27 protein-coding genes are annotated in these 24,658 nt (G+C 60.1%); 10 read left to right on the top strand and 17 right to left on the bottom strand.

The window, feature by feature from the left end; all coding sequences use genetic code 11:
* Positions 1–53: 53 nt before the first annotated feature.
* Positions 54–488 carry a MarR family winged helix-turn-helix transcriptional regulator gene (locus QM647_RS00345; RefSeq protein WP_414993480.1) on the bottom strand — a complete coding sequence of 145 codons (435 nt, stop codon included), beginning with the start codon at positions 486–488 and terminating at the stop codon, positions 54–56.
* 62 nt (positions 489–550) lie between these two features.
* On the opposite strand from QM647_RS00345, the gene QM647_RS00340 reads away from it, so the two are divergent.
* Together QM647_RS00340 and QM647_RS00335 are read left to right on the top strand one after the other, a co-directional pair.
* Entirely contained in the window at positions 551–1,573 is a 1,023-nt protein-coding gene (locus QM647_RS00340; RefSeq protein ID WP_414993479.1) for a hypothetical protein, read from the top strand.
* Positions 1,574–1,582: 9 nt separating this feature from the next.
* On the top strand, positions 1,583–2,095 hold the full coding sequence (locus tag QM647_RS00335) for a type II CAAX prenyl endopeptidase Rce1 family protein (protein ID WP_414993478.1): 513 nt from the start codon (positions 1,583–1,585) through the stop codon (positions 2,093–2,095).
* Here QM647_RS00335 and QM647_RS00330 read toward each other — a convergent pair.
* The 3 genes from QM647_RS00330 to QM647_RS00320 all read right to left on the bottom strand — a co-directional run bounded on the left by QM647_RS00330 (position 2,083) and on the right by QM647_RS00320 (position 5,303).
* Positions 2,083–2,592: a GNAT family N-acetyltransferase gene (locus QM647_RS00330; protein WP_414993477.1), complete on the bottom strand. Its 510-nt coding sequence runs from the start codon at positions 2,590–2,592 to the stop codon at positions 2,083–2,085. The genes QM647_RS00335 and QM647_RS00330 overlap by 13 nt on opposite strands.
* A gap of 276 nt (positions 2,593–2,868) precedes the next feature.
* The gene (locus QM647_RS00325; RefSeq protein ID WP_414993476.1) at positions 2,869–3,357 is read right to left on the bottom strand and encodes a GNAT family N-acetyltransferase; all 489 of its coding nucleotides are present in this window, start codon (positions 3,355–3,357) and stop codon (positions 2,869–2,871) included.
* Between the two features lie 80 nt (positions 3,358–3,437).
* The gene (locus QM647_RS00320) at positions 3,438–5,303 is read right to left on the bottom strand and encodes an alkaline phosphatase family protein (protein WP_414993475.1); all 1,866 of its coding nucleotides are present in this window, start codon (positions 5,301–5,303) and stop codon (positions 3,438–3,440) included.
* 236 nt (positions 5,304–5,539) lie between these two features.
* On the opposite strand from QM647_RS00320, the gene QM647_RS00315 reads away from it, so the two are divergent.
* Positions 5,540–6,457, top strand: a complete 918-nt coding sequence (locus QM647_RS00315; RefSeq protein ID WP_414993474.1) for a tetratricopeptide repeat protein — start codon at positions 5,540–5,542, stop codon at positions 6,455–6,457.
* 54 nt (positions 6,458–6,511) lie between these two features.
* On the opposite strand, the gene ald is transcribed toward QM647_RS00315, so the two are convergent.
* The gene (gene ald, locus QM647_RS00310) at positions 6,512–7,609 is read right to left on the bottom strand and encodes an alanine dehydrogenase (RefSeq protein ID WP_414993473.1); all 1,098 of its coding nucleotides are present in this window, start codon (positions 7,607–7,609) and stop codon (positions 6,512–6,514) included.
* 128 nt (positions 7,610–7,737) lie between these two features.
* Here ald and QM647_RS00305 point away from each other — a divergent pair, with 128 nt between their 5' ends.
* From QM647_RS00305 to QM647_RS00295, 3 genes are read left to right on the top strand one after another with little or no spacing between them, the layout of a single operon-like run.
* The gene (locus tag QM647_RS00305; RefSeq protein WP_414993472.1) at positions 7,738–8,202 is read left to right on the top strand and encodes an Lrp/AsnC family transcriptional regulator; all 465 of its coding nucleotides are present in this window, start codon (positions 7,738–7,740) and stop codon (positions 8,200–8,202) included.
* Positions 8,203–8,253: 51 nt separating this feature from the next.
* Positions 8,254–8,526, top strand: a complete 273-nt coding sequence (locus tag QM647_RS00300; protein ID WP_414993471.1) for a CopG family ribbon-helix-helix protein — start codon at positions 8,254–8,256, stop codon at positions 8,524–8,526.
* A complete protein-coding gene (locus tag QM647_RS00295) occupies positions 8,523–8,834 on the top strand; it encodes a type II toxin-antitoxin system RelE/ParE family toxin (protein ID WP_414993470.1) in 312 nt (103 codons plus the stop codon). The genes QM647_RS00300 and QM647_RS00295 overlap by 4 nt, the downstream gene beginning before the upstream one ends.
* Here QM647_RS00295 and QM647_RS00290 read toward each other — a convergent pair.
* The 4 genes from QM647_RS00290 to QM647_RS00275 form a co-directional block, all read right to left on the bottom strand.
* Positions 8,831–9,271: a periplasmic heavy metal sensor gene (locus QM647_RS00290; protein ID WP_414993469.1), complete on the bottom strand. Its 441-nt coding sequence runs from the start codon at positions 9,269–9,271 to the stop codon at positions 8,831–8,833. The genes QM647_RS00295 and QM647_RS00290 overlap by 4 nt on opposite strands.
* A gap of 2 nt (positions 9,272–9,273) precedes the next feature.
* Positions 9,274–9,573, bottom strand: a complete 300-nt coding sequence (locus QM647_RS00285; RefSeq protein WP_414993468.1) for a hypothetical protein — start codon at positions 9,571–9,573, stop codon at positions 9,274–9,276.
* Positions 9,570–10,169: a sigma-70 family RNA polymerase sigma factor gene (locus QM647_RS00280; protein ID WP_414993467.1), complete on the bottom strand. Its 600-nt coding sequence runs from the start codon at positions 10,167–10,169 to the stop codon at positions 9,570–9,572. Before QM647_RS00280 ends, QM647_RS00285 begins: the two co-directional genes overlap by 4 nt.
* Before the next feature lie 180 nt (positions 10,170–10,349).
* Positions 10,350–10,547, bottom strand: a complete 198-nt coding sequence (locus tag QM647_RS00275) for a DUF465 domain-containing protein (protein ID WP_414993466.1) — start codon at positions 10,545–10,547, stop codon at positions 10,350–10,352.
* A gap of 165 nt (positions 10,548–10,712) precedes the next feature.
* Here QM647_RS00275 and QM647_RS00270 point away from each other — a divergent pair, with 165 nt between their 5' ends.
* From QM647_RS00270 to QM647_RS00260, 3 genes are all read left to right on the top strand, one after another.
* The gene (locus tag QM647_RS00270) at positions 10,713–11,294 is read left to right on the top strand and encodes a UbiX family flavin prenyltransferase (RefSeq protein ID WP_414993465.1); all 582 of its coding nucleotides are present in this window, start codon (positions 10,713–10,715) and stop codon (positions 11,292–11,294) included.
* Entirely contained in the window at positions 11,287–11,799 is a 513-nt protein-coding gene (locus QM647_RS00265; RefSeq protein WP_414993464.1) for a TIGR02444 family protein, read from the top strand. Before QM647_RS00270 ends, QM647_RS00265 begins: the two co-directional genes overlap by 8 nt.
* A gap of 72 nt (positions 11,800–11,871) precedes the next feature.
* Positions 11,872–12,288, top strand: a complete 417-nt coding sequence (locus QM647_RS00260; RefSeq protein ID WP_414993463.1) for a YdcH family protein — start codon at positions 11,872–11,874, stop codon at positions 12,286–12,288.
* Between the two features lie 204 nt (positions 12,289–12,492).
* Here QM647_RS00260 and nagA read toward each other — a convergent pair whose 3' ends face one another.
* The 6 genes from nagA to QM647_RS00230 all read right to left on the bottom strand — a co-directional run bounded on the left by nagA (position 12,493) and on the right by QM647_RS00230 (position 18,569).
* Positions 12,493–13,638, bottom strand: coding sequence for an N-acetylglucosamine-6-phosphate deacetylase (gene nagA, locus QM647_RS00255; protein WP_414993462.1), 1,146 nt, complete (start codon positions 13,636–13,638; stop codon positions 12,493–12,495).
* On the bottom strand, positions 13,635–14,696 hold the full coding sequence (locus QM647_RS00250) for an SIS domain-containing protein (protein ID WP_414993461.1): 1,062 nt from the start codon (positions 14,694–14,696) through the stop codon (positions 13,635–13,637). Before QM647_RS00250 ends, nagA begins: the two co-directional genes overlap by 4 nt.
* 23 nt (positions 14,697–14,719) lie before the next feature.
* On the bottom strand, positions 14,720–15,460 hold the full coding sequence (locus tag QM647_RS00245; RefSeq protein ID WP_414994539.1) for a GntR family transcriptional regulator: 741 nt from the start codon (positions 15,458–15,460) through the stop codon (positions 14,720–14,722).
* A 65-nt stretch (positions 15,461–15,525) separates the two neighbouring features.
* Positions 15,526–16,299, bottom strand: coding sequence for a copper homeostasis protein CutC (locus QM647_RS00240; protein ID WP_414993460.1), 774 nt, complete (start codon positions 16,297–16,299; stop codon positions 15,526–15,528).
* A complete protein-coding gene (locus QM647_RS00235) occupies positions 16,299–17,219 on the bottom strand; it encodes a BadF/BadG/BcrA/BcrD ATPase family protein (RefSeq protein WP_414993459.1) in 921 nt (306 codons plus the stop codon). Before QM647_RS00235 ends, QM647_RS00240 begins: the two co-directional genes overlap by 1 nt.
* A 51-nt stretch (positions 17,220–17,270) precedes the next feature.
* On the bottom strand, positions 17,271–18,569 hold the full coding sequence (locus QM647_RS00230; RefSeq protein ID WP_414993458.1) for a sugar MFS transporter: 1,299 nt from the start codon (positions 18,567–18,569) through the stop codon (positions 17,271–17,273).
* Between the two features lie 388 nt (positions 18,570–18,957).
* Here QM647_RS00230 and QM647_RS00225 point away from each other — a divergent pair, with 388 nt between their 5' ends.
* Positions 18,958–21,585: a TonB-dependent receptor gene (locus tag QM647_RS00225; RefSeq protein ID WP_414993457.1), complete on the top strand. Its 2,628-nt coding sequence runs from the start codon at positions 18,958–18,960 to the stop codon at positions 21,583–21,585.
* A 192-nt stretch (positions 21,586–21,777) separates the two neighbouring features.
* On the opposite strand, the gene QM647_RS00220 is transcribed toward QM647_RS00225, so the two are convergent.
* Complete coding sequence (locus QM647_RS00220) at positions 21,778–23,493, bottom strand: tetratricopeptide repeat-containing sulfotransferase family protein (RefSeq protein ID WP_414993456.1); 1,716 nt, start codon at positions 23,491–23,493, stop codon at positions 21,778–21,780.
* Positions 23,494–23,576: 83 nt separating this feature from the next.
* Positions 23,577–24,605, bottom strand: coding sequence for a cupin-like domain-containing protein (locus QM647_RS00215; protein WP_414993455.1), 1,029 nt, complete (start codon positions 24,603–24,605; stop codon positions 23,577–23,579).
* Between the last annotated feature and the right edge of the window lie 53 nt (positions 24,606–24,658).

Here is a 24,658-nt window from a genome sequence, read left to right as displayed (position 1 = left end):
GTTATGCTTTATCTGGCGAATGAATACGGCGGTGAAATAAATCGTCGATGTCATCAGATGTGTCTGAGCTTTTCGGTTTCGGACTTCAACACGTCGATCGTTTGAGTCAGATAGCGGCCAATGACCTCTAATTGCTCTGGCGTATATTGACTGGCCATATCCGTCATCGCGACGCTGAGTGAGCCGTAGATCGGTCCGAGTATCTCCGCAATTTTTTCCGGCTGGCGGATGCGGACCAGAAGGCTGCGGCGATCATCGGGATTGGGGGCGCGGCTGGCATATCCGGCTTTTTCCAGACGGTCGACAATACCGGTGATGGCGCCGGTGGTCAGGCCGGTCGCCTGCGCTAACTGGCCTGGCGTGGCCACTTCCAGATCGCGCAGAACGCCCAGGCAACGGCTTTCCGCCGCGCTCATGCCGAGCCTTCGCGCCACGGTTTCATGAAAGGTGATAACGGCGGTGGCCAGTTCACGGCCGGGGTTCGGCATTGCATTTATCTTAGACATAAGATATTTATACATGAGATATGTGGGGCGGGGAAGACGAAAACATGCCTGATGCGGTGAAAAAATCGTGGTTACACAAGATATTGCCAGCCCTGACGCTGATGGTCATGGCGCCGCTGATTGCCGAGGTCCTGCCCGGCGCCACGCGCGTCAGTGCCTTGCTTGGCTTTCCGGCCATCTTCATCATGGAAGTCCTGATCTGGGGAACGGGCGCCGTGCTGGCGCGCTACTGCGTGCGCCGGTTTCGGCTGGGCTGGTTCAATCTGGTTCTGCTCGCCCTGGCCCTGGCCGTGGCTGAGGAATGTCTGATCCAGCAGACCTCCTTCGCGTCTCTGGTGGTGCAGGTCAAGGGCGTGGAATACGGCCGCGCCTTTGGTTTCAACTACGTCTATTTCACCTGGGCCCTGCTTTATGAAGCGATCTTCGTGGTCTGCGTGCCGGTGGCATTGTGCGAATTGCTCTATCCGACGCGTAAGGATGGCCCGTGGCTGAATATCTGGGGCATTATCCCTTTGGTGATCCTGTTCGTGCCGGCCGCATTCGCCGCCTGGTACGGCTGGAATATCATCGCGCGGGCCAATACCTTCCATCTGCCGCCCTATTATCTGCCGCAAAATCTGGCGATTATTTCCGTTGTGGTCCTCCTCGTTCTGATTGGCCTGGCCATCGGGCCGTTTCGGCGCCGGCTGGCGGCGCCGGCAAAACCGGCCAATCCGCCGCACCCGCTTGTGCTGGCGGGGCTCGGCCTGTTGGTGGCGGGGGGCATCTTCGCCATCGAGGTCCTGGCCTTCGGCGCCGCGCCACAGGTGCCGACCGTCGTGCCGGTTTTGGCGGGTGTCGTTCTGGCCTTGCTGATGATGGGATTTGTGCCGGGGTGGATGGCCTCGCCGCAGTGGACGACCGGACATATGATCGCCATGACATTCGCGATCGTCTGGGGCAATTTTGGATGTCTGTTCATCGGCTTCGGCAGCGGTATTGATCTCTATGGCAAGATCGTACTGGATGTATCGGGCGTCCTGCTGATGATCTGGCTGGCCGTTCACGCGCTGCGCAAAAAGGTTTAAGACGGCAGGATGATCCGTCGCCTGATCCGTTCGCTGCTCACATGGCCTGACCTGGCAGGCTGGCTGCAATCTGGGCTGATCAGCGCGGTGACCCTGGCCCTTATCGTATCGATTGCCGCGCCGAATGGCCTGTTCATCTGGCAGCCGCATCCCAGTGGCTGGCTCATGCGCCTGCTCAGCGTGATGTGCGTGCCGGCGTTTAGCGAGGAGCTGGTCTTTCGTGGTCTGCTGGTGCCGGATCGCGGCGAAACGCGCCGACCCGGCTTATGGATCGGGCTGGCGGTGCTGGCCTTCACTGCCTGGCATGTGGTGGAGGCGCTTTTCATCCTGCCGGGCGCGCACCTGTTTATGACACCGGCGTTTCTGTTGTGTGCGGGTCTATTGGGACTGGGCTGTGCCTTGATACGCTATCGCACAGGTTCGATATGGCCCGCCGTCATCCTCCATGCCCTCCTGGTGTGGACATGGCAGACGGGGTTCGGCGGGCCGGATATCAGACAATTATTGGCTCACGCCGCATAAAGCTGAGCATGCGCCAGGGGCTTGTGCATGACGTAGTCGGTCAGGTCCCCCAGATCGGAGGGGATTTCGCGGGCGATCTTGAAACCGCTGCGCAGGCAGAAATTGACCGCCGGATCGTGATCCTTGTGGATGCACATGACGACGTCTTCGGCCGGGCTGAAATAGTCCTGGGCAGCGTGGATCAGAGCCTTGCCGAGGCCGAAGCCACGGAAATCCTGCAAGACGCACAGCTTGGTAATCCAGATGCGGGTGCCTTCCAAGTGCGCCGAGCAGAAGCCGACATCGACGCGGCCGACGCGCATGACGAAATAGACGTGCCCCTTGTTCATGATCTCGTCTTCCAGGCGGTCGAGATCGAAAGCCTGGCTGACCAGCATGTCGATCTGATCAGGGGGAATGCTGGCCCGGTAGGATTTGGGCCAGACCTGCATGGCGATATCGCGCACAGTATCAAGTTCGGAAATGGAGATAGGGCGGGTTTGCGGCGTGAGGGTCATGGCGTAGCTCCATGGCTTTTAAATGAGAGTAGGGACTCGACCTCAGATCAGCTTTATCAGACTCCACAATTTGTGCAGAAATGGGGCGAACTTCTTTTCACCGGCGCTTTAATGAAGCGTTAGGAGAGGTTAACACAGAAAAAGTGCGCGGGTAAGTTGATAAATGAGTGGTAACAGGCTTGTTATATGCCGTGAATTCTCGCATTGCGAGTATATCTAATAAAAGGTAAAGATTAGCGTGTGGCTAACGTTGTCATTCATTAATAAAAAGTTAATTCAAAGCGCCCGCTGCATCACATAGTCGGTAAATTGGTAGGGGCCCATCTGCACCGGCACCTCGGCTTCGACCTGAAAACCTGAACGCAAATAATAGTTTATCGCCGGCGTATTGTCCTTGTTGACATAGAGCGCCAGTTCTTCTGCGGTAAAGTGTTCCAGAGCCGTGTCAATCAGGGCCTTGCCGAGCCCGAGGCCGCGAAATTCATCACGCACATACAGTTTTTTCAGCCACAGGCGGTCACCTTCGATGTAGGCGGAGGCGTAACCGACATCGAGGTCATTGACGCGTACGATCCAGAAGACGTGCTTTTCTTCCCGCATTTCGCGTTCGAGATTGTCGGTTGAATAGAGCACGGCCAGCATGGCGTCGACCCGGTCAGGCCCGATGATGTTACGGTAACATTTAGGCCAGATGATCAGGGCCAGTTCGCGCACAATTTCCAGTTCATCAACGCCGATGCGACGTATCCGGACGGTTCGGGCCATAGTCTCTTCCCTATTATTCAGGCGATTTCTGCCTTTAGATAGAGACTATGTGGCACATTTCCATAAAGACCAAGAAAAAACTATTTCTCGGTCTTGAGGCCGACCACACGGCCGGGCATGCCGGCGGCGTCGTAATAATGCTCATCGCCGACGCTTTGGCCTTCGAGAATGGTAACGAAACCATTGGCCGCGGGCGCCGAGCGCGTTACCTGCGGCACGCTGTCCGTGGTTTGCGGGCCGTTGAGCAACGCTTCATTGATGACGCGGCCCTTGAGCGGGCCCTTCGACGGCAGATCGAAGCCAAGGATATGGGCCAGGGTCGGGGTGATGTCGGCATTGGAGATCGGCGCCAGGTCAGCATAACCCGCCTTGAAGTCCGGACCGATGGCGGCCATGAAGTTGCGCGTATTGGCGCGCGTGAAGCCGCCGTGATTGCCCTGACCCTGCTGGAGGTTGGTGTCGGTGATCATCACCGAGCACAGTTCCGGCTGCTTCCAGGTCTTGAGGCACGACGGCAGGACATAGTCCGAGAAGCCGATATAGATGGCCGGGCGTGGCGTCAGGGCCGAACCGCGCAGGCCGACCGCGCTCATCGGTAGAGCGCCGGGGATCGGGCCGAGTTCATCGTCGACGAACAGGGCCGCCACATAGTCCTGCTGCGTCAGGGCGGCGATGATCTTCGGGGCCAGGTCCTTCGCCTTGGCCGGATCGAGATAGAGCAGGTCCGAACCGCCGGAGCCGACCACCAGCACATCCGGATGGTCGGCATCGGTGCCGAGCGCCGAATAGCTGTGCGGATGTTCGCCCTTTTCCAGTTCGATCGGCACCTTGTAGGCATCGATCAGCGGCAGGTTCAGAGCGTGGGCCAGGTCGATGGCCGGGAAGCCTTCCGGCAGGAAACCCTTCACCGTGTCGTCGGGATAGGCGTGTTTCAGGGCATATGAGGTCTTCGACTGGCGCGAAATGGTCGAGAAGCCGTGGTCGGCGGTGACGAAGATATCGGTATTGTCGTAGACGCCCAGTTCTTTCAGCTTGTCGATCAGACGCTGGAGATTGTCGGAGGCGTTGCGCACCGCGGCCAGGGAGGTCGGGCCATTGATGCCGGGTGACAGTGTGTTCAGGCTGTCGCCGGTATTGTGCTGGGTGCCGTCCGGATCGCGCGACCAGTATACCAGGGCGAAGGGCTGACCGGACGCCACAAAGCGCGGCAGGACAACCTTGGTCGTCACATCGGTGAACCATTGCTGCTGATAGGTATTGGCGACCTGCACGCCTGGCAGGTTATAGGCGCCGGCGGACTGGTTCAGGCCGCGGTCGCGGGCTTCGGTTTCCAGCCCGGCGTCCTTGATCGCCTGCATCACATCAGCCGGCACCGGAATGGCGCGGCCCTTTTCCCAGTGGGTGCCGGTGTTGTCGTCGATGAAGAGGGTGCTCATACCGTCGGCGGCGGTAATGTCCTGGATCAGGACCGGGCCTTCCTTGCCGATGGCGGCCGTCTGATAATGGTTCTGGCGGGCGAGGGCGAGCAGGCTCATCTCGTTGAGGTAGTTGCCACCGTAAATTGCGTTGGTTTCCTTCAGGATCGGATCGTTTTCCATGAAGTGAACGGCGCCCGGCTCATATTTCAGCGGCGGCAGGGCCAGGGAATTCGACCATTCGCCGGTGTCGCCGATGCCGTGGCCGGTGGCGATGGCCGAGGCGTTGGCGGTGGTGACGGTGGGGTAGACCGAGTGCGAGTTGCGGAAATCGACGCCGTTTTTCTGAACGTCAGCCAGGGTCGGGGCGGTGTCGTGATTGACGATACCGTAGCGCAGGCCGTCCGCCACGAAGACGATGATGTTGCGCGGTTTGTCCGCGTGAGCCTGTGCGCTCGTCAAGGCCATGAAGCCTAAGGCCATCATGCACGCGCCACGAAGAACGGATTTACCAGCGAATTTAACGGTCATGACAAGCTCCTGAAACACTCGTTGTGTCATAGGGGGCAAATCATGACAGTTTTATTGTCCGGTGGTCATGCGAGCAAAAAAATGGCGTCCGGAGGGGGGAGTCCGGACGCCCCGGTGACCGCAACAGGGGAAACGGCACCGTAATAGCCAGAATACGCATAACAACGGTTTTTGGATCATCTGAGCCTTCGACATTTTTGAAACTGTGTTAGTTTCGGGATCAAATGGAGGGGGACATGAGAAGACTAAGTCATTATCTGTCAGCGCTCAGTATCGTGATTGGCACAAGCCTGACGGGGTGCGCGCATCCAGGCGATACGGTCGACCAGGCGCTTGAGCGTTGCCGCCTGGACGGCGCAACCTCGCGTAATCAACAAGATGAAACAACGCCTGGCGGTCTGTTCTGTCGCGGCATTGCGGCCGAAGACCGGAACCATAACGAGGCGGAAGCCTTCAAGTGGTTCCTGAAATCGGCGCAAGCCGATTATGCGCCGGCACAGTTCTTCGTGGGCTCGATGTATGAACAAGGCGATGGTGTTGCCAAGGACCTGCATAAGGCGCTGGCCTGGCATCTGAAAGCCGCCAAGCAGGGCCTGGTTGAAGGGCAAAACCAATACGCCATTATCCTGTATTATGGCCGCGATGGGATAGAAGCCAATCCGGCCATGGCCGTGCCGTGGTTTCAAAAGGCCGCCGCTAAAGGACTCGCCAATTCACAAACCATGCTGGGCGAGGCTTACTATGACGGTAAGGGTATCGCTCAAAACAAGGCCGAAGCCGTAAAATGGTACACCTTGGCGGCCAATCAACATCATCAGCATGCCATGTATGTTCTGGGTATCTTGTATTTGTTGGGCGATGGCACTGCCAAAAACGAAGAGGTGGGCATTACGTGGCTAAAGCAGTCAGCAGAGACCAATTATCCTGTGGCCCAGCTAAACCTGGCAAAAGCCTACCTGAATGGCTCTGATAAGGTCAAAGACCTATTCGCCGCTGACATGTGGTTCAATGTCTATCTCTTGAACACGCCGGGTGATCGCCAGGCAGATGTGGACCTGGCAGAAAAGGGTTTGACGCCCGCCCAGATCGCAGACGCCAAACAAAAGGCTGAAGAGGTGTGGAAGGCGATGCAGTCAGCGGAGAACGCGGCATAAAAAAGCCGCCGGAGAGGAGGCCGTTCCGGCGGCACTCAGCAGCCTGGGGAGAAATCAGGCCGCGAAAGGTAAATCGAGGGCCTCGGCCACGGCCTTGTAAGTCACCTTGCCGCCCGCGATATTCAGTCCGGCTTGCAGATGCGGATCGGCGGCCAAGGCGGCGGAAACGCCCATGCGCGCCATCTTGACCACGAAGGGCAGGGTCGCGTTATTGAGCGCCAGAGTCGAGGTGCGCGCCACGGCGCCCGGCATGTTGGCGACGCAGTAGTGGACAATGCCGTCGACAATGAAGATGGGTTCCTGGTGCGTGGTGGGATGCGAGGTCTCGAAACAGCCGCCCTGGTCGATGGCGATATCAACCAGCACTGCGCCAGGTTTCAGGGTCTTCAACTGTTCGCGCGACACCAGCTTGGGCGCGGCCGCACCGGGGATCAGCACAGCGCCGATGACCAGATCGGCCTCTTTCAGGGCTTCGGCCAGCGCCGCCTTGGAAGAATAGGCCGTCTTGACGCGGCCATTGAACATCTGGTCGATCTCGATCAGCTTGTGGGCATTGACATCGAAGATCGTCACATCGGCCGAAAGCCCCGCGGCCATCTGCGCGGCATTGACGCCGGAAACGCCGCCGCCAATGATCACTACCTTGGCCGGCGCTACCCCCGGCACGCCGCCCAGAAGGACGCCGCGGCCGCCGAAAGCCTTGTGCAGATAGGTGGCGCCCACATGGACGGAAATCCGGCCGGCCACTTCCGACATCGGTCGCAACAGGGGCAGTCCGCCCTGCGGTTCGGTCACGGTCTCATAGGCGATGCACGTGGCGCCGGACGCCATCAAGGCCTCGGCCTGCGGCTTGTCGGCGGCGAGGTGCAGGTATGTAAAAAGCGTCTGATCGGCTCTCAGACGCTGGCATTCGTTCAGTTGTGGTTCCTTCACCTTGACGATCAGCTCGGCGACGTCAAACGCCTCTTCGGCGGTCATGACGATCTTCGCGCCAGCGGCCTTGTAGTCTTCGTCGGAAAAACCGATCCCGGCGCCTCCTTGCGTTTCGACAAAGACCTCATGACCCTGATGGGTCAGTTCGGCCACCGAATTCGGCACCAGGCCCACACGATATTCGTGGTTCTTGATTTCCTTTGGGACGCTGATCTTCATGGCTATGCTCCCGTTTCCTGTGATGTTATTTTAGTTTCACCTGCGGCCTACTATGATCCTGTTGGAGCGACAATTTTTCGCAATTTTGTACGTTGATCTGGCAAGTCAGAGGATATATTCTCAATTTCATGGCCAGCAGCGATAAATTTTCCGATCTTGATTCCTTCGACCGCGAACTGATCAAGGTCCTGCGCAACGATGCCCGCGCCACCTCCGCCGATCTGGGCGAGGCCGTGGGTTTGAGCCCGTCCGCCGCCCACCGTCGGGTGAAAATTCTGGAGCAGAAGGGCGTCATCACTGGTTATCGCGCCGTGATCGCCGAAAATGTCCAGGGCAAGCAGGGCACCGTGTTCGTGCACGTCACCCTGACCGACCAGCGCCGCGAGACCTTCGAAAAGTTCGAGCGGGCGGCCCTGGCCTGCGCCGCCATCGAGGAATGCCACCTGATGTCGGGCGAGGCGGATTACCTGCTGAAGATCGTCCTGCGGGAATCCCTGAGTTATGAGGATGTCCACCGCGATGTGCTCTCGATCATGCCGGGCGTTTCCAAACTGGCATCCAGCTTTTCAATTCGTACCGTGAAGATGGGCTGACTTTTTTTCAGGTTGTGTTACCTTGTGTACATCCGCGTACAGGAGGTTGACATGACTGCCAGTTCCACCATGACCATACGGGTCAGCACCGAGCTTAAGGACAAACTGGAACGGATAGCCGCGCATACAAGACGCAGCAAGTCCTGGCTGGCCGGTGAGGCGATCGAAACCTATGTGGCCCGCGAACTCCAGATTGTAGAGGGTATTGAACGGGCCATCGACGGCATGACGTTGCAGCCAGGCGTGCCCCACGAAGATGTCATGGCTGAACTAAGGCAGATCGTGGCCGACGCCGAGGCAAGAAAAGCGACAAAGACTGCATGAGGCGGGTGGTCTGGTCGACGGAGGCCCGCAGCGACCTTACCGAGATTGTCGCCTTTATCGCGGAAGATAATCCCTCAGCCGCACGTCGGGTCGTCGATAGTCTGGACGAGACGGGCATTGGGTTGGGGCGGATGGCGACCGGCCGGCAGGGGCGGGTTGTCGGCACCTATGAAAAGGTTGTGTCCGGTCTGCCCTACATTCTGGCTTACGCCCTGAAAGCGGAAGCAGATGGTGCGGAAACCGTCTATATTCTCCGCGTTATTCATACCTCGCGCAATTGGCCGGAACAGGAATGGCCGGCAGGCTAGTTCGACGCGTCGTTCTCGCTGATGGCCTGGGTGACATCGGCGCGATCTTCCGGCGCCATCTGATCGGCGGCATTGAGCAGCATTTCCTGCGCCACGATCTGGGCCTGGTTGCTCTTTTCACGCAGGGCTTCGAAGCGTTTTTGCGCCTCGGCCCGGTTATAGTGCGGGCTGGAGATATATTGCTTCAGGTCGAGGCGCGCCTTGCGCACCTCAGCCAGGCGCGCGCGCAGGACAGGGCGGGCTTCGGCCAGGCTGGTCTTGACGGCGGCCCGGGTTTCCGGCGGCATCTGCGCAATCTTTTCGTCGCTCAAGGCTATGGGAGCTGAATCATGCCGGGCCAGCCGTGACTTGATAAACAGTCCGGTCAGGACCGCGCCTTGAATGACGTTCAGGCCGAGCAGGATGGCGATGATGGCGCCCGTTTTCCAGCTTTTCATCCTTAGCCTCCCAGTCCACTCATCAGGGCGATGCCGGCGACATCGAGCGTTTCGCCGGTGGCGATACCGATGCCCAGGCCCAGGGCAGCGCAGCCGGCCAGGGCCGCCAGCTTGTAACCGATGGCGTATTGCCATTCGGTCAGGGCGCGTTGCAGGTTTCCAAGCGCCATGACATGCCATGGCTGAGCCTGCGGCAACTGCAGGGCGGCAGTGATCAGGCGGGCGGACATATCATCCGCCGGCGGTTCGATCCGCCAGGGGGCCAGGCGCGATTGCAGTTCGGGATCGATGGGCTGTGTCATGACGTGGGCTTCAGGCTTTGCTTGAGAGTTTTTTTGGCGCGGAACAGGAGGGATTCCAGGGCCCCGGTGGTGATATTCATGATGCGGGCGGCTTCAGCCTGCGGGAAATCTTCGTAATAGACGAGGGTTAGCGCCATCTGCTGAGTCACGGGCAGGATAGATATGGCCTGTTTAATGCGGCGGGCTTCATCAGCCTGGATACGCAGATCCTCGCCGGTCGGACCTGTATCGCTCAGGCGCTCGGCATGGTCGTCGAGGTTTTCCGCCGGGACCTTGCGGCGGCGCAGGCGATCGAGCGCGGCATTGGTGACGATACGGTAGAACCAGGTGCCGAAGGCGCTGCGCGCGGAATCGAATCCGACGGCCTTTTGCCATACCCTGGAGATGGCTTCCTGAGAGACTTCCTCAGCGTCTTCGCGATTGTGCAACAGGCGCAACGCGATGGCATAGGCACGGTTGAGATGACGGCCGGCCAGCTGGCGGAAGGCCGCGGCCTCACCGCGCGCCACCTGCACCATCAGCTGTTCGTCCGTCAGAAGGCTCGTCATCTGTATCGCAAACGGCCCGCCATCCGTCATGTCGAGAAAATATCTCACCGCTCTACGCCTGTCTCTCCGTCTCTTCAAGTCTGTGAAGACTGATACGGAACTGGCGGCGGAAATCCTGCGGGACAAAGAAAAACCTCCGGGATCGCCTGCTCCCGGAGGTTGTTTCTGTTGCGCCGCTCGAACCTGGCGCATTCAGAATTCTTCTGATTTATGAGTCTCAGGCGAGACCTACTGGACGGTTTCCAACGCATCCTGTCGCTGAAGAGTCTTGATGCGTTCAATTTCCTCTTTCAGCTTGAGCTTCTTTCGCTTGAGTTCCTTTAGGTATAGAGAGTCCACGGAGGGGCTTCGTTCTTCGCGGGCAATGATCGATTTGAGGGATTGATGACGGTGATCGAGTTCACGAACTCTCGCTTCAATGCTCATACGGCAGTATCCTTCAGTCTCTCTGTCCGGACCCCATGTCCGGGCCTCTCAGGGAACACCCGTAAGCCGGCAATGTGGAATCACAATCGGTTTCATTCGATCACGGTAATGAGAGAATTATAGTATAGGATGCGTTAAGCGGTTTTTCGGATGATAAATGATAAAATGAAACCCAATCAACGTCTTATTGTTGCCATAAGCGGCGCGTCCGGAGCAGTTTACGGTATCCGCGCGCTGGAAATGCTGAAGGGGGCGGGCATAGAGTCGCACCTTGTCGTCTCCAAGGCGGCGGCGCTCTCGCTGGAGGCCGAAACAGACTTGTCGCTGTCCGATGTCCAGGCCCTGGCCGATGTCATTTACAAGCCGGCGGATATCGGCGCGGCCATTGCGTCGGGCTCCTTCCGCACACTGGGCATGCTGATTGCGCCGTGTTCGATCAAGACGCTGGGAGAGATCGCGACCGGCGTCACCTCGTCCCTGGTCAGCCGGGCGGCGGATGTCTGCCTCAAGGAGCGCCGCCGGCTGGTGCTGATGGCGCGTGAAAGCCCGCTGCATCTCGGACATCTGCGCTCCATGGCGGCGGTGACCGAAATGGGCGCCATTGTCGCGCCGCCCGTGCCGGCCTTCTATACCCGGCCCCAGAGCCTGGATGACATGGTTCGCCAGAGCGTGGCGCGTAGCCTGGCCCTGTTCGATATCGATGTGCCGATGACGCGCTGGGGCGAGGATATCAGCCTGAATGACTGAGTCGACTGATATCTGGCCCTGGGTCATTGATGTCTACGCTGCGCCCGGCGTGGCAGAGCAGTGCCTGAACCTACAGGATGAGCATGATCAGAATGTGCCCCTGTTGTTATGGGCCGCCTGGGCTGCCACTCATGGCGCGGTTGATCAGGCACTGGCGGCAAGGGCCGCGGATATGGCACGGACGTGGTCCGATGCGGTGATCGTGCCGCTGCGTGGGGTACGGCGGCGGCTGAAGGCGCCTTTATCGGACGGTGATGCGACGATGCGCCTCGCCCTGCGCGAACAGGTAAAAGTGGTCGAATTGCAGTCTGAAAAGGTCCTGCTGGAACAATTGGCGGCCTTGAGCGTCCGTTCGGGGGCTATCCCGGACAGTCTTTTGCCGGTCGTCATTCTGGATGCCTTGCTGGCCGTGGCCTCGGTGTGGTCGCAGGACTTTCCAGCGGAAAAGCTGGCAAGATTGACGCAAGCTCTTTCGGAGGGGCTTGTTTTGCGGTATAACAGTTAAAAGCAGGCGATCTTCGATCCTTCTTTTATCCTTTAGCTTCAAACCTTTAAGCCTGAGAGGAGTCGGCGGCTCATGCACGACGACAGCAACATCCGGAGCTTGCGCGGAAAAGACAATCTGCATCTGGTCAAGTCGGATGAACAGACGGGCAAGGGGGACACGGACAAGGATATCGAGCGCCGCATCGCCCAGCGTCTCGAAGGCGAGCACAGCTATATCGGCCTTGTGCCCGAAGAAGCGCCGGCTCAAGCTGACGATCTCGAACCGCGCGTTCGCGAACTGCCGATCGATGGAGAAGTGGTGGCGCTGCGCAATCAGTGCGCCCTGCTGAAGCAGGAGCACAAGGACCTCGACGATTCGATCAGTGCGCTGGAAATCGTTCCCCTGCCGGACCAGATCCTGATTGCGCGCCTGAAGCGCAAGAAGCTGGCCCTGCGCGATCAGATATCCAAGATCGAGGACAAGATTCGTCCGGATATTATTGCCTGAATGGCTGGCAATGCGCGTATGGCGTATATTTAAAGATTGACCACGGAAAGACACGGAATTTTTGCGTGTGGCTTTCGACGTAAAGCGTCATCTATCGTTTGCCCTATGGGCAATGAAGATACAGCAAATACATATTCCGTGTTTTTTCCGTGTGACGCGCGGAGCGCGTCTTTCCGTACCTGTCCGTGGTCGAATTCCTTAATCTTAAGCCGCCAAGGCCTCTTCCGACTTGGCGCCGATAAAGGTGCCCTTCATCTGCATATCTGCGTCCATCCAGACGATATCGGCGCGCTGGCCAACAACCAGTGAGCCGCGCGAGGCGCCGAGTCCGAGGAAGTGCGCCGGAGCGGTGGCGGCCATGATGGCGGCCTCGGCCAGCGAACGGCCTATATGGGTGACCGTATTGCGTACGGCGGTGGCCATGTCGAGATCAGAACCGGCAAGCGTTCCATCCGGGCCGACGCAGACACCATCGCGCACGATGATGGTCTGGCCGTTGAGCACGAAGGTCTTGGTTTCCGATCCGACGGTCGGCATGGCGTCGGTCACCAGCATGAAGCGGTCGATCGGGCGCGTACGCAGGGCGATGCGCAGGGCGGCCCAGTCGACATGGTGGCCGTCGGCGATCAGGCCGGAATAGCTGGTCAGGTCTTCCAGCGCGGCGCCGACCACGCCCGGCGCGCGGTGCGTGAATGGCGACATGGCGTTGAACAGGTGGGTGAAGCCGGTGATGCCCGCCTTCAGCGCCTCGACCGTGGTCTCATAGGTCGCATTGGTATGGCCGGCGGCCAGGATCACGCCGGCCTGAGCCAGCTCAGCGATATCTTCCGGCGTGCAGTTTTCCGGGGCCAGGGTGACCATGGTCTTGCCGTGCTTCAGGCTCTTGAGCAAAGCCTTGCTTTCGGCATCCAGGGTGCGGAACAGGTCGGCATTGTGGATACCCTTGCGCTGCTTGGAAATGAACGGCCCCTCGATATGGATGCCGAGCACGCCGGGCACGCCCTGGGCAATGGCGGCCTCGGTGGCGCGCATGGCGGCATCGATCACGCTCAGTTCGTCGCTGATCAGGGTCGGCAGAAAGGCGGTGGTGCCGTAGGGGCGGTGCGCCTTGCCGATGGCGGCGATACCGGTGGCATTGGTCTCGTCATTGAAGAGCACGCCGCCGCCGCCATTGACCTGGGTGTCGATAAAGCCGGGCAGCAGATAGCCGCCGGCGACATCGATAATCTCCCCGATGGGGGCATGGTCGCCGATCGCCGTGATGGTTTCGCCTTCACAGGTCAGGGTGCCGGTGATCAGCCGAGCATCGGGCGTGGCGATCCGGGCATTGATAAAGCTGGTCTGGCTCATACGGTTTTCGTGACCTTGTTGAGGTGAGGCGGGCTGTCGGGATCGAGGCCGCGGGCCACGGACAGGCTGTTGGCCAGGCGATAGAAGCTCTGGATCTGCAGGATCGGCTCCAGCGCCGGCGCGCTCAGCAGAGCCGGCAGGTGGACGGTGTTTTCAAGAGGACCAGCCGGATTGGCGAGCAGGACCGAGGCGCCACGTGCCGCGAATTCCTGGGCGGCGTCGCGCACGCCATCGCCGGCGACATCCGAGGTGGCGAAGCCGATGATCGGGAAGCCGTCATTGATGATGGCCATGGGGCCGTGCTTGACTTCGGCAGAGGAGAAGGCCTCGGCGTGCAGGGCGCAGGTTTCCTTGAGCTTCAGCGCGGCTTCCTGGGCGACGGCGAAGCCATAGCCACGGCCGATGACGAACAGGTTGCGGGCCGATTGCAGAACCGGCAGGGCCGGAGTCCAGTCGAGCGCGAAGGCGGCGGTCAGTTGCGAAGGCAGGTCGCGCAAGCCATCGGCCAGGGCTTCGTCACCTGACCAGGCGGCGGCGATGGCGGCCAGGCCGCCGAGCGAAGCGATATAGGACTTGGTGGCGGCCACCGATTTTTCCGGACCGGCGCACAGGGGCAGCAGTTCGTCGGCCAGGGCGGCCAGAGGCGAGGTTTCGTCATTGACCAGGGCCACGACGTAGGCGCCAGCCTTGCGATGCGCTTCCACGGTAGCCAGAAGGTCCGGCGAGCGGCCCGATTGCGAGATGGCGATACACAGCGACTCCTCAGCCACGACCGGTGCGGCATAGATGGAGGAGACGGACATGGCAGCGGTGGAGGTCGGCACGCCGAGATAGGTCTCGATCAGGTACTTGCCGTAGGTTGCCGCGTGGTCGGAGGAGCCGCGCGCGACGGTGGTTACCGAACGTGGCGGGCTGGCCTTCAGGCGGGTGCCGAGCCGGGCGAGGGCTTCCTTGTTATGGGTCAGAAAGCGCTGGACGGCCGCGCCGCCTTCCGCGGCTTCGGAAAACATCAATGTCTTTTCGGCGTCAATCAGCGGGGTAGTAAGCGTAGCAGGCATAATCATTCCTTGGTAAAATACAGTCAGCTGATATCGTTGAGTTCCGCGACCACGTCGTAGGCGTCTCCGCGATAGTAGGACTGGGTGAATTCAGCGGCGCGGCCATCCTGGAGGAAGCCGCGGCGTTCGATGAAGAGGCCGGGATCACCCGGCTTGACGCCGAGGCGTTCGGCCTGTTCCGGCAGGAAGGAGACGGCGCGCAGGCGCTGCAGGGCGCGCACCGGGCGATGGCCGGTCTTTTCCAGCGCGTCATAAAGGGAATGGGTGACGGCCTCGGGCGAAGGCAGGCAGTAGCCGGGGATGGTCGAATATTCCAGCGCCATGGTGGTGTTGTCGGCGTAACGCACGCGGTGGAAGCGATAGACCAGGGCGCCGGGCGAGAGGCCGAGCGACAGGGATTCCTCCGGCGTGACGGCGCCGGCCGATTTCGACACCCATTCCGAATGGGGTTTGCGGCCGCGCGAGATCATGTCTTCCGAGAAAGAGCTGAGCTTGGAGAAGCTCTTTTCGACGCGCGAAGCGACGAAGGTGCCGGCGCCGCGGCGGCGGGTTAGCAGTCCCTCGGACACCAGGCCGTCGATCGCCTTGCGGACCGTGATGCGCGAGACGTCGAATTCCTCGGCGAGATCGCGTTCTGGCGGGATAGCGTCATCCTGATGCAGTTGCCGGCTCTGGATGGCCTCGCGCAGGGCGCGTTGCAGTTGCAGGTAAAGCGGTGCGGGATCGTCCTTGGCCAGGCGGCCTATGGTTTCGGCAAACGACATATCAGGCGCTTTCAAAGCTGCGGAAGTCTGGGCAGCGTAGGTTCGGGTGCGGGACGGGGCGTTCATCAGGCCTTCCCCCGGCTGGTCAGAATGGATCTCAGATGCGCCACCGCCTGGGCGTCGGTGTCGCGCATGTTGGCATTGACATAGCCGAGCGCGAAGGCGCGGTTGTCGTGCGGCGGAATCGGCGCATTGCAGGAGGCATGGATGGCGGTGACGCCAGTCTCCAGGATCGGGCCGACATTTTCCGCCGTAATGCCTTTTCCGGCCATGATCTCGATACGTCCCGCCGCCTGTTTCACCAGCATGGCCAGGCCTTCGGTGCCTTGCGCGGCGGTCTGTCCGCCGCCCGAGGTCAGGATGGCGTCGATGCCGAGCGATATGGCGGTTTCAAGCGCTTCGGAGAGGTCGGGCGCCAGGTCGAAGCCACGATGCAGGGCGACGGCCAGATTGTGCGCTTTGGCATGGATGACCAGCCCCTTGAGCGCGGCCTCATCGAGCGCGCCGGAGGTCAGGTTGGCGCCCAGCACCACGCCTTCCAGCCCGCATGAGGCGGCGGCCACGATATCATTATGCATGATATGCAGTTCGTCGGCGGTATAGGTGAAGTCACCGGCACGCGGGCGGATCATGGCGCGCGTCGGAATGCCGCGCTCATTGCCGCTTTCGGCCGCCAGACGCATCAGGCCGCCGGAAGGGGTCAGGCCGCCTTCGACCAGGGCCGCTACCAGTTCAATGCGGTCGGCGCCGTGATCCATGGCCGTGCGCAGGCCGGCGGCCGTATCGACCACGACTTCAAGCAGGGGGGCGGTTACGGCTGTGTGCAAATCCTTGGGCATCAGGCGGTCACCGTTTCGCCAAGGCCATTGCTGATCCCGTGCGCCATCAGCAGCGCGCCTTCCATGGCGTCATGCTCGGCTTCGGCCAGGCTTGAGCGGGCCTGCGGATTGATCCACGGCAGGAAGATAGGCGCCATGCCGCCGACCAGGCAGACCTTATGGGCGCCGACAGCATTCAGGCGGGTGATATAGCGCGCCAGGTCGTCGGCGGCGCGCTGCACGATCGCTTCGGCCACGACATCGCCGCCATTGGCGAAACCCATGATCAGCGGCGCCAGGGAACCATAGTCGCGCGGCTTGGCGGTGGTGACCCAGTGAACGATATCGGCGGGATGACCGCCGAAGTGCTGGATCATGGCGCGGGTGAAGTCGCTATGCGGCGCCAGGCCGTCATGGCCTTCGAGCGCGGCACGCAGGCCCATGCGGCCGAGATCGGCGGCGGAGCCGTTGTCGCAGACCTCGAAGCCCCAGCCGCCGATCTGGGTGGATTTCTGGCCGACCCAGGCATAGGCCGCGCTGCCGGTGCCGGAAATCAGGATGGCGCCGTCACGGCCGGAAAAGGCGCCGAGGCAGGCGGTATGGGCATCGGACGCGGCATCGCAGCGGCCGAATTTCGGACCGGCCTTGAGGGTGCGTTCGGCATCTTCCAGGGCGGAAATGCCGGCCAGACCCAGGCCGATACTGATGTTCTGCCATTCACCGGACGTACGCCCGCCCTGGACCAGGGCCTGGTCGAGCGCGCCCAGAATGTTGGCCCAAACCATGTTCAGGCCCAGGCGGATATTGGCCGGACCGCCTTCGGCCTCGCCCAGCAGGACGCCTTCGGCATCGCGTACGCGGACCCGGCACTTGGTGCCGCCGCCATCGACGCCGGCAAAAAGCTGAAGGCGGGGATCGGTAGTGTTCATGAGAGGCAGCATAACATGGTTGTCTTTGGGGGACTCGTCAGGTTTCGGTGAGGGGACGGCTTTTCAGACGTCCGCCGGTATGGCCGCTGTGGCTGGCTTGCCCTTGCGTCCCGCGATGATGCCGAAGAACAGGATATAGGCGTAGCAGAGGACAGCCAGACCGGTGAAGACGAGCTGGAAGTTGTAGTGTTCCTTCAGCATGGCATAGGCCTGGGTGATGATGCCGCCGCCGGCGATGCCCATAACCAGGAAGGCAGCGCCGAATTCGGTCAGCTTGCCCAGACCCTTGATGCCGAGCGGGAAGATGGCCGGCCACATCATGGCGTTGGCAAAGCCGAGGGCAGCGACGAATCCGACGCTGACATAGCCCTTGGTCAGGAGGGCGCCGATGGCCAGGATGATGCCGAGGATCGCCGAGCCGGTCAGGTACTTTTCCTGGCTGATGAAACGCGGAATGGCGACCAGGCCGACAACATAGCCGACGATCATGCAGATCAGGGTGGCGGAGGTGAAGAACTTGGTCTCATCGAGCGGCAGGCCGAAACCGCTGCCATAGGTGCCGATGGCATCGCCGGCCAGCACTTCGATGCCGACATAGAAGAAGATGGCGAGGAAGCCGAACAGCATCTGGATAATGGCCTTGCGGCTGCCCTGACCGGAGTCGGGATTGGCGTCGTCGCTGATGGCGGGCAGGGGCGAGAACCAGACGCCTACAGCGAGGATGACCAGGAAGGCGGCGACGACGAGATAAGGCGTGTGAATACGCTGGGCGAATTCACTGAGTATGATGTCGCGCGCGCCGGCAGTCGCCGCTGTATCGACCTGGGTTTGAAGTTCGCCGATGCCGTGCAGGATATAGGTACCGACCAGAACCGGGGCCAGGAAGCCGGCGCCCTTGTTGAACAGGCCGAGAATGGCGATGCGCTGCGCACCGGATTCGATGGGGCCTAGAACCGAAATATAGGGATTGGACGCCGTCTGGAGAATCGACAGGCCCGCGCCGATGATGAACAGGCTGACCAGGGTCGGGACGAACTGGCGCATGGCCGCGAACTCGGCGAAGCAGGCGGCGCCGATGGCCATGACCACCAGGCCGGCCGCCATGCCGCGCTTCATGCCGGTCTTGCGCAGCAGGAAGGCCGCAGGCAGCGACAGGAAGAAATAGGACAGATAGAAGACCGAGGGGACCAGGAAGGCCAGCTGATCCGGAATGTGGAAGGCCAGCTTCGAGAAGGTGATCAGCGGGCCATTCAGCCAGGTGGCGAAGCCAAAGATAAAGAACAGAAGGCAAAACAGAAGCACCGCGCCCCAGGGTGTTTTCTGTGGTGCATTGGCGGCGGATGAAATTCCGGGCGTCGGCATGGCTTATGTTTTCCCCTATAATACCAATTTACCTAAGTGGTATGGCTCAAATAAATCCAAAAAGCAATCGGCTTCGGCAAATTTCTGCGATCGGATGTCATTTGTTCGAAATTTATGTGATTTGGTGGAGATTATCCCGCAAAATATGCGGCAAAATTGTAACATTTGCGACACTTATGTAGACCAATTGAATATAACTGCGATTCTGAGTTGACAGTTTTGCGGAACCAAAGATAGCACTTATGGTGAGTTAGGTATGTTATTGGTGCTATTTGGTATGTATGTGGCGCTCGATTCTGACCTGACCAGTTAAGATTGCGGCAGTTAACGGGTGTTTCGGGGGCCGCCAGCCGCGGGCGGCATAATGCATAATAGGGAAGCTATACATATGAAATTCAAACGTCATATTCTCATGACCAGCGCGGTTGCCAGCCTAGCGCTTAGTCTGTCCATGGGCGCCCACGCTCAGGACGGGGCACCTGCCGCCGCGCCGGCCGACGATACCCAAACCGTTGTCGTCACAGGCATCCGCAAGTCGCTGCAATCGGCTCTGAGACAGAAGCGCAATTCCGACCGCGTGTCGGAAATCATTACCGCCGAGGATATCGGCAAGTTCCCCGACAAGAACGTGGCAGACTCGCTTTCGCGGGCCACGGGCGTCAATGTCGTCACTGGGACGGCTGCCGCTGGGGGCTTCGGCGAAAATGAACACATCTCGATCCGTGGCACCGACCCGAACCTGAATCTGACCTTGCTTGACGGCCACAACATGGCGACCGGTGACTGGTTCGTGCTGGACCAGACCTCGGGTAGCCGCTCCTTCAACTATACCATGCTGCCATCCGAAGTGGTCGGGAGCATTGAAGTGATCAAGGCCTCGTCGGCCGACGTTGTCGAAGGCGGCATCGGCGGTACAGTTGATGTCCATGTGCGCAAGCCACTCGACCTGCCGGCCAATACCTTTGCGGCATCGGCGCAGGGTATGTATTCGACGCTTGCCGACAAGTGGAACCCAAATGTTTCGGGCATGTACAGCTGGAAGAACGAGGCCCGCACCTTCGGCATCCTGTTTGGCGCCTTCTATGAAAAGCGGGCTTTCCGCCGTGACGGTCAGGAAATCCTCGGCTTTACCGCCACGCCCGATTTTGCCGGCACGGGCGAGACCAAATATATCCCTTCGCTGATCGGTTCGGCTTACTTCACGCAGGAGCGCATTCGTGAAGGCGGCAACTTCATGGCGCAGTGGAAACCGAGCGACAAACTCGAAATCGATTTCTCTGGCCTCTACACCAATCTGAAGGCGGATAATGAAAACCACAACTTCATGATGTGGGGTTCCAAGCTTTCGGCCGTTACGCCTGACACCTATACGGTCAGCGGTGATTACGTCACCTCGGCCAGCTGGTCGGCGGCGCCGGGATTGAATGCCATCGTTCAGGATGACATCTTCCGCAAAGCCCATTCCAATACCTATGACCTGAATGTCGACTTTACTTACAAGGCCACCGATGCCCTGACCATTACCGGCCAGGTGGGCTATACCCATGGTGAAGGCGTCACCGATGACACCGCTGCCTGGGAAACCTACTGGGATAATACTGCCGTCAGCTATACGCTCGGCAATCCGGTCACGACGGTCAGCTATGGCCTGCCGTCTGATCCGACCTCGGCAGCTTACTTGAATAACAAGTATAGCTGGTCCTGGGGTGGCACTATCTCGGCGCCGGATGAAGAATCTTACGCCAAGCTGGATGCCCAGTACGACTTCGCCGATGGGGTGCTGAAAACCCTGAAGTTCGGTGTTCGCGCTACCGATCACACGCGTGAACTGAACTATCTGGCCTATGCCTGGCCGGGGAACAGCGCTGCCACCGCCAATCTGGCTTCGGTGTTCGATGGCGGCGTGACGCCTTCGAACTATGCGCACGATCTTGGCCCTATCCCTGGTTATTCTTTTGCCAGTGCCGATGCGGTCTACAACTATCTGGACAGCAATAACGGCGGCCGGACCTTCGCCTTCTACGCGCCGCAAAGCTTCGCGGTCAGTGAAAAGACGAGCGCGGCCTATGTTATGGCCAAGCTTGGCGGCGAAAAGTGGAAAGCCGATGTCGGCGTCCGCGCGGTCGAGACCAAGGAAGAATCGACCCAGTATTCCGCCAACGCGCCGACCATCACCATTTCAAATATCTTTGGCAGCTGGGGTGCGGTCGTAACGGAAAATAACTACACCGACATTCTGCCGAGCGCCAACTTCACCTACAAGCTCAGCGACGATCTGCTGCTGCGTGCAGGTGCTGCGAAAGTCATGACCCGTCCGTCCTATTCACAGCTGGCGGGCTATTTCTACCTGGTTGATGCTACCTATACCGGCGGTGCCGGCGGGAACCCGAATCTCGATCCGTACCGCGCCTGGCAGTATAATCTGGCGGCGGAATACTATTATGGCGCTGACTCCATGGTGTCGTTCGGTGTCTTTGATCTGGATATCGGTAACTACATCACGCAGGAACAGTTCACCCAGTTCTACACCACACAACAGACGCCGCAGGGTCATGACTTCCTGATGACCGGTCCGGCCAACGGCGGCAAGGCCACAAGCAAGGGCTATGAGTTCGCCTGGCAGCAACCTTTCGCCGATACGGGGGCCGGTTTCATCTTTAACTACACCTACGCCGACTCCAAGGGCAAGGACGGTCAGGCTATCGATGGCAGCTCGAAGCATACCTACAATGCGACGGTTTACTACGAAAACGAGAAATTCAGCGGCCGTCTGGCCTATAACTTCCGTTCGAAGTTCAAGTCGGGCGTCGATCGTGGTTCGGCCATGTGGCAGGACGATTACGGCACGCTCGATGGTTCATTCAGTTACAATCTGAATGAGCACGTTGCGCTGACCCTGGATGCCCAGAACATCGCTCACGAAAAGCTCTATTACTTTGTTGGCGATCCGAGCATTCCACGCGCTTACTATGATAACGGCCAATCCTGGTATCTGGGTGTGCGTCTGAAGTACTAGACGACTTCGAAGGCGGTGCACGCCGCCTTCGGCCTGCGCTTCCGGATGGCTGTTTAAGCGTCGGCCATTCGGACGGTCTGCCAAAGGATCAGTTTTCCCAAGGACCGTATGGCGGGGGGTATGCGGTTCAATCCCCCTGATCCTGAGGCGGCATTCCCTGAACAGGCTCCGGTGCAAACCGGAGCCTGTTTTTTATGGGATGGCATCGTAACCGAGCGCCTCGATGACAGGTCCGATACGGTCCATGTAGGGGGCGAAATGGCGCGCATAGGGCTTCCAGCGGCCAATCGAACGATCATTGAGTGGCTTCGAGACCTGGGCGTAGGAAGGGGTTGGTGCGTGGCGCGGATTGGCATGGAAGCGCAGGGTCGCCTCATGGAAACCCAGACCGGCATGGCCAAGCACACGCAGAGTATGGCCTTTCTGGTCAGTGACGAAGTCCTCATATTTCAGGTCGAGCGTCGGGTGGCCAAGCGCTGCGTTATAGTGCTGGGTTAGGTCGTGCATGGCCACCATGTGGGCAATGATGGTTTCCAGCCGATAGCCGGCATTATAGCCGTGCGTCAGGTTGTGCGAGAGCATGGACAGAGTGACATCGAGCGGATGGCGGATCATACGGATGATCGTCGCCTGCGGAAAGGCCAGCCGGATCAGCGGCAGGTGGATGTCGTTCAGCGGCATCTTGTCGGTAAAGAGGGGCCGGTTTTCGCGCATCAGGCCGTAGGTTTCGGCGCGGCCGAGATAATAGTCGCGCATCAGGCCGGGGATATGGTGAAAGTCGGCGGCCTCGGTCTGGAAGATACGCTGCGGGAAAGGCTGTTCTCCCGGTAGCAGATTGCTCACCAGCTTTTGCCATTCGTGCACAAAGGGCAGCTCGCCGCCAGCGCTGACATCGGGGTGCGAACTGAGCATCTGCTCGATCATGGTGGTGCCGGAGCGTGGAAAGCCAAGGATAAAGACCGGCTGCGGCGTATCGTGACGCACGGTGGCCTTCGGCAGGCGAGCAAAGGTCCGGGCAGTAAAAGTGGTCTTCAGCGCCTCGAACTCGGCCGTCACCTTGGCGGCGTCATAACGCATGCCCATATCCTGGGCCAGCCGCGCCTTGGCGGTGACAAAGCCCTGCATGGCCTCGTCATGACGGCCCAGCTTGTCCAGCAGAACGGCGCGTTCCAGCTGGGCCGGCGGGCCGGGTTTGTCGCTGGAGCGGTCGATCAGGTCCAGCGCCTGCTGCGGCTGGTCGGCCTGGCGCAGGTAGAGAGCGCGCAGCAGGGTGAAGTCCTCACCGGTGCGCTTGCCAATTTTTTCGGCACGCTCCAGCCAGACCAGGGCTTCGGTCATGTCGCGCATGGCCTCGAAGGCGCGTGAGATATGCGCCATGACCTGCGCCGTCTCCGGCTGCAGGCGGTTCGCCTCCAGGAAGGCCGGCAGGGCTTCGTCGATGCGCCCCTGATTATAGAGGGTCAGGCCGAGGTTAACGAGGATCTGCGGGTGCGGACCGGCCAGTTCGAGCGCGCGGCGGTTATGATATTCTGCGGCCGGCAGGTCGTCCTTTTCCCCCAGTATGACGGCGAGCTGCAAATGGGCCTGCGGATCGTCCGGCCGGGCGACGATGGCGGCTCGCGCGGCGGTTTCGGCCGGTTCCTTCTGGCCCAGGGAATGGAGCAGTTGCGTCAGATCGTTAAGCGCCCAGTCACTGGTCGGATCAAAGGCGATGGCTTGCCGCATGGTGGCTTCGGCGGCACGATAATCGCGGCGGGCAGACTGGATGACGGCCTTCAGTTCCAGCGCATGACCGTCATCGGGCGCTTCGTTCAGCCGCATGCCGCAAAGGCTGAGGGCGCCGGCCGTATCACCGGCCTGGAACGCCTGACGGCCCTTCAGAACAAGCGGATGGGGCGGTGCGATCAACGGAACTCTTTCATGCGGCACTATTCCTACAGATGTAAGGGGATTCTCTGCGCGCCTCAATAGAAGGACTGCGCGGTAAAGCCTTAGCGGTTCAGGGTTTGCGCCAGGTAGGCCTTGAGCCTTTGCTCATTTTCCGTCGTCAGGGCACCGAAGAGACCACGGGCGTGGTCCGGGATATGGGCCATGGCCTCGCCGTCTGGCTGGAAGAGGTAGTGGTCGAACAGGGTGCGCCAGCGAAGGCGCTCTTCCAGTGGCAAGTCGCGCAGGGTCAGCAGGCCATGCATGAGCGTGGTCAGCGGTGTATGGCGATAAAGGGATGCCGGGCCTTCGCGCCACCAGAAATTGATCATGGCGCCGAAATTTTCCAGGGATTCCACATGATGGAACCACAGGCTGGGCAGGTAAAGCACGTCTCCCGGTTCCAGATCGGCGACCTCGGCATGTGGCATCGCCTCGTGAAATTTCGGAAAGGCGTCGAAATCGGGATTGTAAAAATCGACAAGACTCGTTGGCTGCCCCGCCAGGGTGAGATCGAGCGGCGTGATATAGAGATTGTCGATCTGATCGATCGGGAACAGGGTAAACCGGCGCTTCCCGGCGATAACGCAGGCGAGATTCTGCGGCAGGTCCCAGTGCGCGGCTGTGCGCGTCCGGTTGCCGATCCACAGCGAAATCTGCTTCGGCTTTTCCGGCGGCATCAGGTCGAGGCTGTTATCGGCCAGCACGCCCGGCATGATGTGCTGAACAGGCACTCCGCCGGCATAGTGGGTAGGGGAGGACACATCGTCACGGTCGCGCAGGATGAGATCGGCAATGGTGGCAAAGGGAAGCTGACGCTGCTGATGATTGAGACCGCGCAGATCGTCACTGAAGCTGTAACGGCCGGCAATTTCCGGTCTGGCCGATTGAAGCATGACCTTCTGGTCATTGGCATAGGCCTTGAAATAGTCGCACAGGGCTTCCGGCCCCTTTGCCGCGACCGCGACCGCCGGCCAGTGGCGCGCCGCGCCGCACAGGATGGCCGGCCTCTGCAAGGGCAGGATGTCGTGCTCGAAGACCTGACGATCAACGGCTTCGAATGTTTGAACTTTTCTGGCGTCATCCAACCACATGCGGCAGGGGTAACACCTCTGTCACACAAGGGTCAAGCAAACGGGCGCATTCG

Origin of the sequence: Asticcacaulis sp. (genome assembly GCF_047605585.1) — a bacterium.
Classification (GTDB): Bacteria; Pseudomonadota; Alphaproteobacteria; order Caulobacterales; family Caulobacteraceae; genus Asticcacaulis.
The sequence above is the reverse complement of the archived record's forward strand: the minus strand, read 5'-3'. Positions and strand labels throughout refer to the sequence as shown.

Bases quoted from the DNA above. Each gene is read 5' to 3' on its own strand.
- QM647_RS00345 (WP_414993480.1), bottom strand. From the start codon at position 488: ATGCCGAACCCCGGCCGTGAACTGGCCACCGCCGTTATCACCTTTCAT.
- QM647_RS00340 (WP_414993479.1), top strand. From the start codon at position 551: ATGCCTGATGCGGTGAAAAAATCGTGGTTACACAAGATATTGCCAGCC.
- QM647_RS00335 (WP_414993478.1), top strand. From the start codon at position 1,583: ATGATCCGTCGCCTGATCCGTTCGCTGCTCACATGGCCTGACCTGGCA.
- QM647_RS00330 (WP_414993477.1), bottom strand. From the start codon at position 2,592: ATGACCCTCACGCCGCAAACCCGCCCTATCTCCATTTCCGAACTTGAT.
- QM647_RS00325 (WP_414993476.1), bottom strand. From the start codon at position 3,357: ATGGCCCGAACCGTCCGGATACGTCGCATCGGCGTTGATGAACTGGAA.
- QM647_RS00320 (WP_414993475.1), bottom strand. From the start codon at position 5,303: ATGACCGTTAAATTCGCTGGTAAATCCGTTCTTCGTGGCGCGTGCATG.
- QM647_RS00315 (WP_414993474.1), top strand. From the start codon at position 5,540: ATGAGAAGACTAAGTCATTATCTGTCAGCGCTCAGTATCGTGATTGGC.
- ald (WP_414993473.1), bottom strand. From the start codon at position 7,609: ATGAAGATCAGCGTCCCAAAGGAAATCAAGAACCACGAATATCGTGTG.
- QM647_RS00305 (WP_414993472.1), top strand. From the start codon at position 7,738: ATGGCCAGCAGCGATAAATTTTCCGATCTTGATTCCTTCGACCGCGAA.
- QM647_RS00300 (WP_414993471.1), top strand. From the start codon at position 8,254: ATGACTGCCAGTTCCACCATGACCATACGGGTCAGCACCGAGCTTAAG.
- QM647_RS00295 (WP_414993470.1), top strand. From the start codon at position 8,523: ATGAGGCGGGTGGTCTGGTCGACGGAGGCCCGCAGCGACCTTACCGAG.
- QM647_RS00290 (WP_414993469.1), bottom strand. From the start codon at position 9,271: ATGAAAAGCTGGAAAACGGGCGCCATCATCGCCATCCTGCTCGGCCTG.
- QM647_RS00285 (WP_414993468.1), bottom strand. From the start codon at position 9,573: ATGACACAGCCCATCGATCCCGAACTGCAATCGCGCCTGGCCCCCTGG.
- QM647_RS00275 (WP_414993466.1), bottom strand. From the start codon at position 10,547: ATGAGCATTGAAGCGAGAGTTCGTGAACTCGATCACCGTCATCAATCC.
- QM647_RS00270 (WP_414993465.1), top strand. From the start codon at position 10,713: ATGAAACCCAATCAACGTCTTATTGTTGCCATAAGCGGCGCGTCCGGA.
- QM647_RS00265 (WP_414993464.1), top strand. From the start codon at position 11,287: ATGACTGAGTCGACTGATATCTGGCCCTGGGTCATTGATGTCTACGCT.
- QM647_RS00260 (WP_414993463.1), top strand. From the start codon at position 11,872: ATGCACGACGACAGCAACATCCGGAGCTTGCGCGGAAAAGACAATCTG.
- nagA (WP_414993462.1), bottom strand. From the start codon at position 13,638: ATGAGCCAGACCAGCTTTATCAATGCCCGGATCGCCACGCCCGATGCT.
- QM647_RS00250 (WP_414993461.1), bottom strand. From the start codon at position 14,696: ATGCCTGCTACGCTTACTACCCCGCTGATTGACGCCGAAAAGACATTG.
- QM647_RS00245 (WP_414994539.1), bottom strand. From the start codon at position 15,460: ATGTCGTTTGCCGAAACCATAGGCCGCCTGGCCAAGGACGATCCCGCA.
- QM647_RS00240 (WP_414993460.1), bottom strand. From the start codon at position 16,299: ATGCCCAAGGATTTGCACACAGCCGTAACCGCCCCCCTGCTTGAAGTC.
- QM647_RS00235 (WP_414993459.1), bottom strand. From the start codon at position 17,219: ATGCTGCCTCTCATGAACACTACCGATCCCCGCCTTCAGCTTTTTGCC.
- QM647_RS00230 (WP_414993458.1), bottom strand. From the start codon at position 18,569: ATGCCGACGCCCGGAATTTCATCCGCCGCCAATGCACCACAGAAAACA.
- QM647_RS00225 (WP_414993457.1), top strand. From the start codon at position 18,958: ATGAAATTCAAACGTCATATTCTCATGACCAGCGCGGTTGCCAGCCTA.
- QM647_RS00215 (WP_414993455.1), bottom strand. From the start codon at position 24,605: ATGTGGTTGGATGACGCCAGAAAAGTTCAAACATTCGAAGCCGTTGAT.